Below are 13,994 nucleotides of genomic sequence, written 5' to 3' on the forward strand. Positions count from 1 at the left end.
TCAGACCGGAGCGAGCGGCATTCGGGACGGGCAGGCGACGCATCATGGAATTTTCGGTAAAGGAAGACGTCGAAGGCACCCAGAACGAGGTATTCGACGCGCTGGGCGACCTCGAGGCGATCGAGCGTGCGGCGATGCGCCGGGGCGTCGAGATCAGCAGAACCGACCCGCCCGGGGGACCCGGCGAGGGCAGCACCTGGGCGGTGCGCTTCCGGTATCGCGGCCGGATGCGCGACGCCGAGATCACGCTGACCGAGTATGCCCCGCCCCAGCGGATGGCCTGCCTCGCCCACTCCGGGGGGCTGGACGTGCGCACGGTACTCGACGTGGTGGCCCTGTCGCGCACCCGCACCCGGATTGCTGCCGACACGGTGCTGATGCCGAGAACACTGTCGGCGCGGCTTCTGGTGCAGTCCCTCAAGCTCGCGCGCAGCTCCATCACGAAGCGGATGAAGGCACGCTCCACCGAATTCGCCCGCGACCTCGAAACGCGGATCCGCCGCGCCGGGTAGGCCCGCCGGGGCGACTGTGGGGGGCATCGGATGCTTTCGGCGTAGCGAACTGATCCGGGAAGACGCGGCGGGCAGAGCGATGCGCCCGAGGCAGGACGCCTCCGGCGGAGATAGTCCGATCAGGTGAAGCTGCGGCACGTCTCGCGGGAAGGCCGCGCGAAGATCGGCGCTCGGTAGGGCGCCTCGCGGGACGGTCGCGCGCCCCCACGACATCGTACAGGCCGCGAAGATTGCATCGCGGCCGCGCCTCGCCACATGCCCCGACCGGGAGACCGGGCGCTCCGGGACCGTTGCGACCGCGTCCGGTGCGGGTGTGGGTGGGCCTCACGCTTCACCTCGGCCTCGCACCCGTGACGTCGTCGCGGGGTGACGTGGTCGGCACCGCGGCTCGGGCGGCGCTGCAAGAGATGCCGCGCGCCGAGCGCCCTCAGCGCCCGGTGATCCAGTCCATGAAGTCGCTGCCCGCCCGCGCGATCAGGTCCTGCGCGAGGTCGCGGCCCATGGCGGCGCCATCTGCCACGGGGCCGCTGCGCTCTCCGGCATGGGCTTCGGAGCCGTCCGGGCGCAGCACCTCTCCGCGCAGGCGGAGCGTGCCGTCGGCCACCTCGGCGAGGCCTGCGATAGGCGTCTCGCACGAGCCGTCCAGCGCGGCGAGGAAGGCGCGTTCCGCGGCCAGTCGCTCGGCGGTGGCGGCACAGTGGATCGCCGCCAGCATGTGCGCCGCGCGGTCGTCCTCGGCGCGGCGCTCGATGCCGATGGCGCCCTGCGCCACCGCCGGGAGCATGTCCTCGGGCGGGACCGGCGTCTGCGGCAGTTCCTCGGCCATGTTCAAACGGTGAAGGCCCGCCAGAGCGAGGAAAGTGACGTCGGCCACGCCGTCCTCGAGCTTTTTCAGCCGGGTCTGCACGTTGCCGCGGAATTCGACCACCTGCAGGTCCGGACGGCGCTGCAAGACCTGCGCGCGGCGCCGCAGGCTGGAGGTGCCGACGACGGCGCCCTTCGGCAGTTCGGCGATGGATGACAGCGCCGGCGAGATGAACGCGTCGCGCGGATCCTCGCGGGGGAGGTAAGTGTCGAGCGTCAGCCCCTCGGGCTGCAGCACCGGCATGTCCTTCATGGAGTGCACGGCAAGGTCGATCTCGCCCGAGAGCATCGCGGCCTCGATCTCGCGCGTGAAGAGGCCCTTGCCGCCGATCTCCTTCAGGGGGCGGTCGATGATCCGGTCGCCGGTGGTCTTGATCACCACGATCTGGAACGCCTCGTGCGGCAGGTCGAAGGCGTCGGCCAGCCGGTCGCGGGTCTCGTTGGCCTGCGCCAGCGCCAGCGGCGAGCCGCGGGTGCCGAGCTTGAGGGGCGCGTCGGGGGAGGGCATCTCTTGCGTCATGGGCCGCAGGGATAGGCGCGCGCGCGGTCCGGGGCAAGCGCGCTTGACACCCGGCCGCCCCTGTCGGACCACGGGCCGAACCTCAGGAGGGGCGAGATGACCAAGACGATCCTGCGTGCCATGGCCGGAGAGACGCTGCCCACACCGCCGGTGTGGATGATGCGGCAGGCTGGCCGCTACCTGCCGGAATACCGCGCCACGCGCGAGAAGGCCGGCGATTTCCTGTCGCTGTGCTACACGCCCGAGCTGGCCGCCGAGGTCACGCTGCAGCCGCTGCGGCGCTTCGATTTCGACGCGGCGATCCTGTTCGCCGACATTCTTCTGGTGCCGCAGGCGCTGGGGGCGGACCTGTGGTTCGTGAAGGGTGAAGGCCCGCGGCTGTCGACGATCACCACCGAGGACGATTTCGCCGCGCTGAAGCCCGTCCACGCCATCGACGAGACGCTGTCGCCGATCTACGAGACCGTGGGCATCCTCTCGCGCGAGCTGCCCTCGGACATCACGCTGATCGGTTTCGCCGGGGCGCCGTGGACCGTGGCGACCTACATGATCGCCGGGAAAGGCACGCCGGACCAGGGCCCGGCGCACGCGCTCAAGGACGAGAACCGGCCGCTCTTCGAGCAGCTACTGGGCAAGATCACCGAGGCCACGATCGAGTACCTTTCGCGCCAGATCGAGGCCGGGGCCGAGGTGGTGAAGGTCTTCGACAGCTGGGCGGGGTCGCTCAAGGGCGAGGATTTCGACCGCTACGCGGTGGAGCCCGCGCGTCTGATCGCCGAGGCGCTGAAGCGGCGTCACCCGGACGTGCCGGTCATCGCATTCCCGCGCGGCGCGGGCGAGCGGTTCGCGGGTCTGCACGAACGCATCGGCGCGGAGTGCATCGCGCTCGACGACGGGGTGACGCCGGACTGGGCGGCGAAGCACGTTCAGGTTTCCGGCTGCGTGCAGGGCAATCTCGCATCGTCGCACATGGTCACGGGCGGCGAGGACTTGGTGCGCGAGACGCGCCGGGTGGTCGACGGCTTCAAGGGCGGCCCGCACATCTTCAACCTCGGCCACGGCATCACGCCGGACGCGGACCCCGACAACGTCTCGCGCATGATCGAGGCCATCAAGGGCTGACGCTTCCCAGCGGCCGTATCCGGACCATCGGGGAGCGGGCGACACGGCACTCGTCGCAGGGTCAGGATCGGTCTGCTTTCGCCGCCCGGTGATCGCCCTGCTCGGCTGCAAGTGATAGCCACGCTCACTTTCAGCGTCCTGCGCGGTGCATTTCGACAGTCGTCGCTCGGGGGGCCCGCGAACCGACCCCCGGCATCTGCCGGCCGGGGCGTCCGCGTTGCTCAGCAGGTGCCACAGCTCTGCACTGTGCGCCCCTCCCCCGCCGCGCGCCACCGCGCAGGGTGCCGGGCCGCATCGCACATTGCGTCCCCGCCGCCCGCCGCTAGGTTTCGCCTCAACCGGCGCAGGCGAAGGAGGCCCGTGACATGACGGCGATGGTCGAGATCAGCGATGCGCGGAAGGTCTATGACGGGGGCTTCGAAGCCCTCAAGGGCGTGAGCCTGTCCATCGAGAAAGGCGAGATCCTCGCGCTGCTCGGACCGAACGGCGCCGGCAAGACGACGCTGATCTCCTGCATCTGTGGCATCGCCGTGCCGACCGGCGGACAGATCCGCGTGGGCGGACACGATGTGGTGCGCGACTTCCGCAAGGCCCGCTCGCTCGTCGGACTTGTGCCGCAGGAGGTCAATCTCGAGCCCTTCGAGAAGGTCTGGAACACCGTGCGCTTCACCCGCGGCGTGTTCGGACGCCCGCGCGACGATGCCCATCTCGAGGACATCCTTCGCCGCCTCTCCCTGTGGGAAAAGCGCTACGCCAAGATCAACGAGCTGTCGGGCGGCATGAAGCGCCGGGTGCTGATCGCCAAGGCGTTGTCTCACGACCCCGAGGTGCTGTTCCTCGACGAGCCCACTGCGGGCGTCGACGTCGAACTCCGCCGCGACATGTGGCGGATCGTGGCGGACCTGAAGGCCGCCGGCACAACCATCATCCTGACGACCCACTACATCGAGGAGGCCGAGGCCATCGCCGACCGCATCGGCGTCATCAGCCGCGGCTCGCTCATGCTGGTCGAGGAAAAGGACGCGCTGATGACCCGGCTCGGCCGCAAGGAGCTGCGGATCGAGTTGCAGGAGCCGCTGGACGCGGTGCCGCCGCAGCTCTCGGAATTCGACCTTAGCCTCGAAGAGGACGGCCGGGTGCTGGTCTACAGCTACGACACCGGCGCCGAGCGCACCGGGATCGGGCGGCTGATGACGCGCATGACCGAAGCCGACATCGTGCTCCGCGACGTGCGCACACGGCAGAACTCGCTCGAGGATATCTTCGTGGACCTCGTGCACGACACCGGGACGGACGCGGCATGAGCCGGCTGCCCCGCCACCGCCAGACGGAGACGACGCCATGAACTGGACCGCCGTGGGCGCCATCTACCGCTTCGAGATGTCGCGCTTCTTCCGCACGCTGCTGCAGAGCTTCATCTCGCCGGTGATCTCGACCTCTCTCTACTTCGTGGTCTTCGGCGCCGCGATCGGCAGCCGCATCGACGAGGTCGAGGGCGTGAGCTACGGCGCGTTCATCGTGCCGGGGCTGGTGATGCTGTCGGTGATTACGCAGGCGATCTCGAACGCCTCGTTCGGGATCTACTTCCCGAAATTCATCGGCACGATCTACGAGCTTCTCTCGGCACCGATCAACTTCCTCGAGATCGTCGCGGGCTACGTGGGCGCCGCGGCGACGAAGGCGCTGTTCATCGGCATAGTGATCCTCATCACCGCCTCGCTCTTCGTGCCGATGCGGATCGAACACCCGTTCGCGATGCTGGCCTTCCTGCTGCTGACCTGCCTGAGCTTCGCGCTGCTGGGCTTTATCCTGGGGATATGGGCGTCGAACTTCGAGCAGCTGCAACTGGTGCCGCTGCTGGTGGTCACGCCGCTGGTGTTCCTCGGGGGCTCATTCTACTCGATCTCGATGCTGCCCGGCATCTGGCAGAAGATCGCGCTGGCGAACCCGGTGGTCTACCTGATCTCGGGCTTCCGCTGGTCGTTCTATGGCCTCGCCGACGTGCCCATCGCGGTGAGCCTCCTGGCGATCGCGGCGTTCACCGGCATCTGCCTCGCGGTGATCTGGTGGATCTTCCGCACCGGATGGCGCATCCGCGACTGAGCGGTCGCAAGCGGCGGCGGGGAGCGGGGGCGCTGCCCTCGCGGTCCCGGGAACCCGCGGTCCCGGGAAATTGACAACCAGGCGGTCACGATGCCTGACGTCGCTCGCATGGAGAATTGGCCGGGCGACCACGCCGCTGCGTTTTCGGGGTCGCCCACGGGAAGGGCTGGGCGTATCAGGTCGACATGACGCGATCCGTTCCCCTGTCCGACGCCCGCTCGCTGCCGCTCTGGCGGCGGCCGGTGACGCTGCTCTTCCTGATGGCGGTGGCGATGCCGCTGTCCTTCGCCACCTGGTCGGCGCTTCTGAACAACTTCGTCATCGAGGCCGCGGAGTTCGACGGCTCGGACATCGGCTGGCTGCACACGGTGCGCGAGATTCCCGGCTTTCTCGCCATCGGGGTGATCGCGATCATCGTCTTCCTGCACGAGCAGACGCTGGCGTTGCTGTCGCTGGCGCTCCTGGGTGCGGCGACCGCGGTCACGGCGTGGTTTCCCTCGCTCGGGGGGATCCTGACGATCACCATGCTGAGCTCCATCGGGTTCCACTACTACGAGACGGTGAACCAGTCGCTGACGCTGCAATGGCTGCCCAACGACAAGGCCCCGCAGATCCTCGGCTGGATGGTCGCCGCCGCCTCGGCCTCGGCGCTGGTGGCCTACGGCGCGATCGTGATGACGTGGGAGAGCCTCGATCTGTCCTACAACACCGTCTACATGGCCTCGGGCGGTCTGACGCTGGTGATCACGCTCTACTGCGCGCTGGCAATGCCGCGGTTCGAGGCGCCGGAACCGCAGGTGAAACGCTTCATTCTGCGCCGGCGCTACTGGCTCTACTACGCGCTGCAGTTCATGTCGGGCGCGCGGCGGCAGATCTTCGTGGTCTTCGCGGGCTTCATGATGGTCGAGCGCTTCGGCTTCGAGGTGCACGAGGTGACCGGGCTGATGCTGGTGAATCTCGTCGCGAACATCCTCTTCGCGCCGCTCATGGGCCGGGCCGTGCATCGCTTCGGCGAACGCAACGCGCTGGCCTTCGAATATGCCGGGCTGATCTTCGTCTTCCTCGCCTATGGCGGTGTCTACTGGTTCGGGTGGGGCGTGGCGCTGGCCGCGGCGCTCTACGTGCTCGATCACCTGTTCTTCGCGCTGGCGCTTGCGCTGAAGACCTACTTCCAGAAGATTGCCGCGCCGGGGGACATCGCGCCCACCGCGGCGGTGGCATTCACCATCAACCATATCGCGGCGGTCTTCCTGCCGGCGCTCCTCGGCTACCTCTGGCTGCAGGCACCGGACGCGGTTTTCGCGTTGGCGGCCGGCATGGCGGGGGTGTCACTGGCGCTGGCGCTTCTGATCCCGCGGCATCCGGCCCCCGGGCACGAAACGCGGTTGCAACCGCTTCTGGCAGCTGCGCCGGCGGAGTAACCGCCGGCGCAGCGCGCGCTCACCAGAACAGCACCAGGATCGCAAGCATCGCGACGCCCAGCAGCACCGCCCAGAGCGTCACCCGCGCATAGATCGGGGCGTCGTCGCGCAGGGCGTCGGTGGCCATCTCGCGGGTCCAGGTGGCGCCTTCGACCTCTTCCTGGCTGCCGTGGCTGCCGGCGAGGCTGACCGCGGCGAAGATCACGCAGGACACAAGCGTCATGAGGCCGACATTGGCGGTGAAGTGGATCGGCCAGTAGCCGAGCTGGGTGGCGATGAAGACCGCGATGGCGATGGCGTGCCCGGCCCAGAGCGTGGTGAACGCGGCGGTGTCGGTGCCGCGCTTCCACAGCGCGCCGAGGATGAAGATCGCCACGACCGGCGGCACGAGGACCGAGAACGCCTGCTGGAGGTAGTCCCAAAGCCCGCCCATGTCGTCGATGAACGGCGCCCAGAGGATCGCGATGACCATCAGCACCAGCGTGGTGATCTGGCCGATCCGGCGCTGCTCGGTCGGCTCGCGGTCGGCGATGTTCATGAAGTCGTGGCCGATCAGCGTGGAGGATGAGTTGAGCGTGGAATCGACGCTCGACATGATCGCGGCGACAAGGCCGGCGAGGACGAGTCCGGTCAGGCCCGCAGGGAGCACCGTGGTCGTGATCGTCGGGAACACCATGTCGGCGTTGCTGAGGTCCGGCACCACCGAGATCGCCATCGCGCCCGGCAGAACCATGATGAACATCGGGATGATCTTCAGAAAGCCGCCGAGGATCGCGCCCCGCTGCGCCTCGCGCAGGTCGCGGGCCCCGAGCACCCGCTGGACGATGTACTGGTTCGTCACCCAGTACCAGAAGCCCAGCAGCGGCACGCCAAAGAACAGGCCGGTCCACGGCAGCGTCCCGTTGTCGCGCGGGAGCACGAGGCTCAGCTGGTTCTCGTTCGGCATGCTCTCTTTCACGTTCGCCCACGAGAAGTCGTTGCCCTGAAACAGGATGAAGGTCATCGCCGCGCAGCCGAGGATCAGCACAACGGCCTGCAGCACGTCTGTGTAGACCACCGCCTTGAGGCCGCCCGTGGCCGTATAGACGCCCGCGAAAATGCCGAGGCCGACGCAGGTCTGCCAGATCGGGATGTCCGGAAAGAACGTCTTGACCACCACGCCGCCCGCGTAGAGGCCGCCGGCGGTGTCCACGATCACCGTCAGGACGATGGTCACCGCCGAGAAGTAGAGCCGGGCGCGCCGGTCGAAGCGGCGCTCGAGCCATTCGGGGATGGTCGTGACCCGCGCCTTGAAGAAGAGCGGCGCGAAGATGAAGGCCAGAAGGATCAGAGGAATGCCCGCCATCCACTCGTAGGCCGAGGTGGCGATGCCGGTGGTGTAGGCGGCGCCGGTCAGGCCGATCAGCGTGGTGGACGAGATGTTCGAGGCGAAGAGAGAAAAGCCGACGACGCCCCAGGTCAGCGTCCGTCCCGCAAGGAAGAGGTCTTCGCCCGATTCCGTTCGTCGCGACACCCAGATGCCAATTCCGACGATCACAAGGAAATATGCCGCGAGCACGCCGATATCGAGGCCGGTGATGGCGTTCGACACCGCTTGCGAGGCTTCCTCTTCCATGCTTCAAGCCCTCGAAAAGTTGCGTTTGTCACAACCAACCGGCGACGAATTGTCTCGGTTCCGCGTCAGTCGATGAATTGGAGGGCTTTATGGCCACGTATACGGCACTCACGACATTGAAGGGACGCGAGGCGGCAGAGGCTTTGGGCGAGGCGCTGGAAGATCTCGATCCGGCTCCGATGGGCGTGGGGGTCTTCGAGATCGAGGACGACTCCGGCATGTGGGAGATCGGCGGCTACTTCGATGGCAAGCCGGACGAGGTCGGGCTCGCGCTTCTGTCGGCGGCCTACGGCGCGGCCGAGTTCGCCATCTCCGAGGTGCCGGACACCGACTGGGTCGACAAGGTACGGCGTGAGCTGACGCCGGTCGCAGCGGGGCGTTTCTTCGTCTACGGCAGCCACGACGCCGACAAGGTGCCCGAGGGCGCCGAGCCGCTTCTCATCGAGGCGGCGATGGCCTTCGGGACCGGCCACCACGGCACCACGCTGGGCTGCCTGCGGGCGCTCGACCGGTTGGCCGAGGCGGGTATCGTAGGGCGCAACGTGGCCGATATCGGGTGCGGCACCGCGGTGCTGGCGATGGCCGCGGCGCGGATCTGGCCGAACCCGGTGCTGGCCTCCGATATCGACCAGGTCGCCGTCGAGGTCGCCGAGGCCAACGTGCGCGCAAACGACCTCGTGGGCCGGGTGAACTGCGTCGAGGCGGCGGGTTTCGACGCGCCGGAGCTGGCCGAGGCGGCGCCCTTCGACCTCGTCTTCGCCAATATCCTCATGGCTCCGCTGATCGAGCTGGCTCCCTCGATGGGGCAGGCGGTCGTGCCCGGCGGCCATGCGATCCTGTCGGGCATCCTGACGCGTCAGGCCGACGAAACGCTGGCCGTCTACGTGGATGCGGGCTTCGAGCAGGCGCACCGCGAAGTTATTGGCGATTGGGTGACGCTGACGCTGAAGCGCGTCTGAGTTCGGACATTTTTGGGCGCGATTTACGAAAATCAGACCCGTTTGCCCCAATATTGCCGCAAAGCGGGACTAGAAGCGTCGGACATAATAATCCGGTGGGGGCCGGTGTGTACGAGGCTGTCATGTCCGACCAGCTCAGAGATTTCGCGCGGCGCCACAAGCAGGTGCAGCGCAAGCATCGCCGTTTGGCGCAAGGCTATGTCACCAAGCTCGACCGTCACGGGGTCATCCGGCACGTTCCCAGACGGGACTACGGCGGCGTCCTCGCGATGCCGCTGGCGATCCTCGTGCTCGCCTTCTTCGGCTTCAAGGCCATGCTGATGAGCGGGCTCAGCCCGCAGGATTACCAGATGCACCTCGACGCGCTGGCGCAGGGCAATCTGGCCGAGAAGGTGGGTGCGCGTCTGATGGCGCGTGATCCGCTGACCGAACTGCTCGTGGGGCTCTGGCGGTCCATCGGCTGAGGCTTCGGCCCGGCCGGTCATTCGGTTTCGAGACCGCAACGCAAAACGGCGCCGCGATCGCGGCGCCGTTCGTCATTCTGCCAGACCGTATCGGGTCGCGCGGCGCTCAGCGGCGGCCGCGGGCAACGCGCGCGATGTCGCTGCGGGTCAGGCCGATGTCGGCAAGCTCGCGGTCGGTCAGCTCGTTCAGCTGACGCTCGGTGCGGCGGACGTCCCGCCACTTGCCGGCCGACGACATGGCCGACACGAAGAGTCCGCCGATCTGACCGGCGAAGTTGAGGGACGTGGGGTAGGAGGGGTTGAAGGTGTTCATATCGGGCATCCTCGATCTGGCGCGAAACTGTGCGGTTTTAAGCTGCTGGGGCGCAATTAGGCGGCGGTCTGAAAACGGACAAGCCGTGAAAAGCGCATGGGACAGTTGCGGGGATTGCATGACGACGGTCACGGAACGTTAGCAATTTCATGCATTTATGAGCATCCGCAGCGTGCCGTGGAAGGATGCTGCGCGGCAGCGTATCGTAGCGATCTTTTGCTGCGCCGCAGCGATCGCGCGGGCAATGCGGAGCGCGCCCAAAGGGGGCGCCACGCCCGGCCGCCCGGTCTATTCGCTTGGCGGATGTTCCCTCTTCGTGCTAACTCCGACGCAAGCAATAGAACGGGCAGGACAGATTTGGTACGCGTGCTGGGCATCGACCCGGGGTTAGTCAACCTCGGCTGGGGCATCATCGAGGCCGACCGCGGGCGCATGCGCCACGTGCAGAACGGCACCTGCCATTCCGGCACCGGCACCCTGGCAGAGCGGCTCCTTCGCCTGCACGCCGCGCTGTCGGAGGTGATCGAGCGGCACGCTCCCGAAACCGCGGCGGTGGAGCAGACCTTCGTCAACAAGGACGCGGTCGCGACGCTGAAGCTCGGGCAGGCCCGGGCCATCGCGCTGCTGGTTCCGGCGCAGTTCGGCCTCGACGTCGGCGAATACGCCCCGAACAAGGTCAAGAAGTGCGTGGTGGGCGTGGGCCACGCGGACAAGACGCAGGTTCAGCACATGGTAAAGATGCAGTTGCCGGGCGTGTCGCTGGCCTCGCCCGATGCCGCCGATGCACTGGCGGTGGCAATCTGCCACGCATTCTACATGCGCGCTCCGGTGCCGCGCGTCGCCGGGGGTGCCGCATGATCGGGCGGGTCGCGGGCCGCATCGTCTACAAGGCCGACGACCACGTCCTGATCGACGTGCGCGGCGTGGGCTACGTCGTGTTCTGCTCGGACCGGGTTCTGGCCGGGCTCGGCGTGCCGGGCGAGGCGGCGGCCCTGTTCACCGACCTGCTGGTGCGCGAGGATATCCTCCAACTCTTCGGCTTTCCCACGCTGGTCGAGAAGGAGTGGCACCGCCTGCTGATGTCGGTGCAGGGCGTGGGCGCGAAGGCTTCGCTCGCCATCCTGGGTGCGCTCGGGCCGGACGGGGTCAGCCGCGCCATCGCGCTTGGCGACTGGAATGCGATCAAGGCGGCCAAGGGGATCGGCCCCAAGACCGCGCAGCGCGTCGTGAATGAACTGAAGGACAAGGCGCCGACGGTCATGGCGATGGGTGCAGGTCCGGTCCAGGCGCCAGCGGGCGACGCGATCCCGGAGGACGACGGGGTGATCGAGGCGCCGGCGCGCACGGCTCCGGCGCCCGCACCGGCCCCCGCGACCGGCGGCGCCGCGCAATCCGAAGCACTCTCGGCCCTGCAGAATCTGGGCTACGCGCCCGGCGAAGCGGCGAGCGCGGTGGCGCAGGCCGCGGGCGACGCGCCCGAGGCCGATACGGCGGGGTTGATCCGCGCCGCGCTCAAGCTGCTGGCCCCGGCATGACCTGCACCGTCCGCACCGAAGGTTTCGCGCGATGAGCAGCTCCGACCCGATGATGCGCCCCGACCCGCTGCCCGAGGACGAGGGCCGCGCGCTGCGCCCGCAAAGCCTTGACGAGTTCGTGGGCCAGGCCGAGGCCCGCGCCAACCTCAAGGTCTTCGTGCAGTCCGCCCGCTCGCGCGAGGAGGCGATGGACCACACCCTGTTCCACGGCCCGCCCGGCCTCGGAAAGACGACGCTGGCGCAGATCATGTCGAAGGAACTGGGCGTCAACTTCCGGATGACCTCCGGCCCGGTGCTGGCCAAGGCCGGCGATCTCGCCGCGATCCTGACGAACCTCGAGGCGCGCGATGTCCTCTTCATCGACGAGATCCACCGCCTGAACCCGGCGGTGGAGGAAGTGCTCTACCCCGCGATGGAGGACTTCGAGCTGGACCTCGTGATCGGCGAGGGGCCGGCCGCGCGCACCGTGCGGATCGAGCTGCAGCCCTTCACGCTGGTGGGCGCGACGACGCGGCTGGGCCTTCTGACCACGCCGCTGCGCGACCGCTTCGGGATCCCCACGCGGCTGCAGTTCTACACCGTCGAGGAGCTCGACATCATCGTGACCCGCAACGCCACCAAGCTCGGCGTCCGGGCCGAGCCCGAGGGCGCGCGCGAGATCGCCCGCCGTGCCCGTGGCACCCCGCGGATCGCCGGCCGGCTGCTGCGGCGCGTGGTGGACTTCGCCGTGGTCGAGGGCGACGGCGTGGTGACGCGCGAGCTTGCCGACAACGCGCTGACGCGGCTCGGGGTGGACGGGCTCGGCCTCGACGGCGCGGACCGGCGCTACCTGTCGCTCATCGCCGAGAATTATGCCGGCGGGCCGGTCGGGATCGAGACGATTTCGGCCGCCCTGTCGGAAAGCCGCGATGCGCTCGAGGAGGTGATCGAGCCCTACCTTCTGCAACAGGGCCTGATCCAGCGCACACCGCGGGGCCGGATGCTGGCGCAGAAGGGATGGACACACCTCGGCCTGCCGGCGCCGCGCGCGCCGGGTCAGCCGGGACTTTTCGAATAACGGTTCGGCACTCCTGCCCGGCGAGGCGGGTGCGCGGACCGCGCCTCATCGGTCGAGGAGGGGCCACAGCGGCGCGGCCAGGGCCGACCTGCGGGCGCTCTGCCCCCGCGCAACCGGGATATTTCAGCCAGCAAGAAGATCCACGCCATCTGGTTCACGGGGTGTGGTGACCAACGCGTCACTCTGTCGCGCGCGTTGCAATGATACATCGCTCCGTCGCGCGCGATTGGACAAACTCCGCGCGCTGTGTCACCGGGTTTCGCAGCACTGGAAGCGAGCTTGATGACCGATACCCCCGACGTCCCCACCCCCGAGGAGATCGAGGCGCTGTTCACCCGCGCGGACGGCACGTTCCTCTGCGCGCGGTGGGGGCGGCCGATCGCGCCGGTGGTCTTCGGCGTCGACGATGCCACGCTCGGGACCGTGAAGGCGGCGTTCGAAGCAGTGGCCGAGCTGGTCGGTCACCCCATCGCCGAGACCGACCCCGAGCTCGGGGCCAACGTGATGATGTTCTTCGTGCGCGCCTGGGACGAGCTGCCCGCGGTGCCGAACCTCGACCGGCTGATCCCCGGGCTGGACGACCTCGTGGCGCGGCTGAGCGCCGCCGAGGCCAACCAGTACCGGGTCTTCCGCTTCGACGAGGACGGCGCCATCCGCGCATGTTTCGTCTTCGTGCGGATGGACGAGGCGCTTTCGGACGTGCCCGCCGAGACGCTCGCGCTCGGCCAGGTGGCGCAGCTCATGGTGCTGTGGTCTGACACGGCCTTTACCGATCGCGCGCCACTGGGGCAGCTGTCGGACGGGCGCGTCGTTCTGCGTCCCGACGTCGGCGCGGTGATCCGCGCGGTCTACGACCCAGTCCTTCCCGTGGTCTCGACCGAGCCTGCCCACGCCCTGCGCCTGCACGCCCGCATCACCGCGGGCCGGCTGGCCTGAGCGCGCCTGGCGCGCCGCTGCGACGAGGAACCAAGACATGAGCCCCCACAACTTCCCCGTCCGGGTCTTCTACGAGGACACCGACATGGGCGGGATCGTCTACCACGCGAACTACCTGAAGTACTGCGAGCGCGCGCGCAGCGACTGGGTGCGGATGCTCGGGCTGGACCAAAACGCCATGCGCGAGCAGGGCATCGTGTTCGTCGTGCGCCGGGTCGAAGCGGACTTTCTGGGGGCGGCGCGGCTCGATGACGAACTGGTGGTGCGGACCGAGACCATCAGTGTGACCGGCGCGCGGCTGGTGATGTCGCAAGAAGTGCTGCGCGAGGGCAAGCCGATCTTCCGCGCCGAGGTGACCGCAGCCTGCACCACGACCGGCGGACAGCCGGTGCGCCTGCCCGCGGAACTGCGCCGACAGGTTCACTGAGGGCCGGCGGCCGCGACGGGCGTCTTTCGCGGTTCGCTGATCCTTCACCTTCGGACAAGCGCGCCGCGCTAGGCTGCCGGAAGGTCGGCGACAATTTTCGTACATGGCCATCAGGCGCTGCCCTTGTCCGGGGCCGAATGGACAAG

General features: G+C 68.4%; 15 protein-coding genes. 12 read left to right on the plus strand and 3 right to left on the minus strand.

From position 1 onward, the window contains the following. The first annotated feature begins 44 nt into the window (after nt 1-44). On the plus strand, nt 45-512 hold the full coding sequence (locus BMX29_RS01440) for an SRPBCC family protein (protein WP_043846499.1): 468 nt from the start codon (nt 45-47) through the stop codon (nt 510-512). A gap of 427 nt (nt 513-939) precedes the next feature. Here BMX29_RS01440 and hemC read toward each other — a convergent pair whose 3' ends face one another. Next, on the minus strand, nt 940-1,896 hold the full coding sequence (gene hemC / locus BMX29_RS01445) for a hydroxymethylbilane synthase (RefSeq protein WP_092809764.1): 957 nt from the start codon (nt 1,894-1,896) through the stop codon (nt 940-942). Nucleotides 1,897-1,992: 96 nt separating this feature from the next. Here hemC and hemE point away from each other — a divergent pair, with 96 nt between their 5' ends. The 4 genes from hemE to BMX29_RS01465 all read left to right on the plus strand — a co-directional run bounded on the left by hemE (nt 1,993) and on the right by BMX29_RS01465 (nt 6,542). Then, the gene (hemE, locus tag BMX29_RS01450) at nt 1,993-3,018 is read left to right on the plus strand and encodes a uroporphyrinogen decarboxylase (protein ID WP_092809766.1); all 1,026 of its coding nucleotides are present in this window, start codon (nt 1,993-1,995) and stop codon (nt 3,016-3,018) included. A gap of 365 nt (nt 3,019-3,383) precedes the next feature. Beyond that, nucleotides 3,384-4,322, plus strand: a complete 939-nt coding sequence (locus tag BMX29_RS01455; RefSeq protein WP_092809768.1) for an ABC transporter ATP-binding protein — start codon at nt 3,384-3,386, stop codon at nt 4,320-4,322. A gap of 37 nt (nt 4,323-4,359) precedes the next feature. Continuing rightward, a complete protein-coding gene (locus BMX29_RS01460) occupies nt 4,360-5,121 on the plus strand; it encodes an ABC transporter permease (protein ID WP_092809770.1) in 762 nt (253 codons plus the stop codon). Nucleotides 5,122-5,306: 185 nt separating this feature from the next. After that, on the plus strand, nt 5,307-6,542 hold the full coding sequence (locus BMX29_RS01465) for an MFS transporter (RefSeq protein WP_092809772.1): 1,236 nt from the start codon (nt 5,307-5,309) through the stop codon (nt 6,540-6,542). A 19-nt stretch (nt 6,543-6,561) separates the two neighbouring features. Here BMX29_RS01465 and BMX29_RS01470 read toward each other — a convergent pair whose 3' ends face one another. Next, nucleotides 6,562-8,157, minus strand: coding sequence for a sodium:solute symporter (locus BMX29_RS01470; protein ID WP_092809774.1), 1,596 nt, complete (start codon nt 8,155-8,157; stop codon nt 6,562-6,564). 89 nt (nt 8,158-8,246) lie between these two features. On the opposite strand from BMX29_RS01470, the gene BMX29_RS01475 reads away from it, so the two are divergent. Both BMX29_RS01475 and BMX29_RS01480 read left to right on the plus strand, forming a co-directional pair. After that, on the plus strand, nt 8,247-9,116 hold the full coding sequence (locus BMX29_RS01475) for a 50S ribosomal protein L11 methyltransferase (protein ID WP_092809776.1): 870 nt from the start codon (nt 8,247-8,249) through the stop codon (nt 9,114-9,116). A gap of 122 nt (nt 9,117-9,238) precedes the next feature. Continuing rightward, a complete protein-coding gene (locus tag BMX29_RS01480) occupies nt 9,239-9,580 on the plus strand; it encodes a hypothetical protein (RefSeq protein ID WP_092809778.1) in 342 nt (113 codons plus the stop codon). A 106-nt stretch (nt 9,581-9,686) separates the two neighbouring features. On the opposite strand, the gene BMX29_RS01485 is transcribed toward BMX29_RS01480, so the two are convergent. Continuing rightward, nucleotides 9,687-9,893: a DUF1127 domain-containing protein gene (locus tag BMX29_RS01485; RefSeq protein ID WP_051487882.1), complete on the minus strand. Its 207-nt coding sequence runs from the start codon at nt 9,891-9,893 to the stop codon at nt 9,687-9,689. A 303-nt stretch (nt 9,894-10,196) separates the two neighbouring features. Between BMX29_RS01485 and ruvC the strand changes: the two genes are divergently transcribed. From ruvC to ybgC, 5 genes are all read left to right on the plus strand, one after another. Beyond that, on the plus strand, nt 10,197-10,751 hold the full coding sequence (ruvC, locus tag BMX29_RS01490; protein ID WP_092809780.1) for a crossover junction endodeoxyribonuclease RuvC: 555 nt from the start codon (nt 10,197-10,199) through the stop codon (nt 10,749-10,751). Beyond that, nucleotides 10,748-11,428 carry a Holliday junction branch migration protein RuvA gene (gene ruvA, locus BMX29_RS01495; RefSeq protein ID WP_092809782.1) on the plus strand — a complete coding sequence of 227 codons (681 nt, stop codon included), beginning with the start codon at nt 10,748-10,750 and terminating at the stop codon, nt 11,426-11,428. The genes ruvC and ruvA overlap by 4 nt, the downstream gene beginning before the upstream one ends. A gap of 31 nt (nt 11,429-11,459) precedes the next feature. Further along, complete coding sequence (gene ruvB / locus BMX29_RS01500; RefSeq protein ID WP_092809784.1) at nt 11,460-12,485, plus strand: Holliday junction branch migration DNA helicase RuvB; 1,026 nt, start codon at nt 11,460-11,462, stop codon at nt 12,483-12,485. Between the two features lie 282 nt (nt 12,486-12,767). After that, the gene (locus BMX29_RS01505; protein ID WP_092809786.1) at nt 12,768-13,421 is read left to right on the plus strand and encodes a hypothetical protein; all 654 of its coding nucleotides are present in this window, start codon (nt 12,768-12,770) and stop codon (nt 13,419-13,421) included. 37 nt (nt 13,422-13,458) lie between these two features. Continuing rightward, a complete protein-coding gene (gene ybgC / locus BMX29_RS01510; RefSeq protein ID WP_043846480.1) occupies nt 13,459-13,848 on the plus strand; it encodes a tol-pal system-associated acyl-CoA thioesterase in 390 nt (129 codons plus the stop codon). Nucleotides 13,849-13,994: the final 146 nt, after the last annotated feature.

The sequence above is a fragment of the Roseivivax marinus genome, assembly GCF_900109705.1.
In the GTDB taxonomy this organism is placed as follows: domain Bacteria; phylum Pseudomonadota; class Alphaproteobacteria; order Rhodobacterales; family Rhodobacteraceae; genus Roseivivax; species Roseivivax marinus.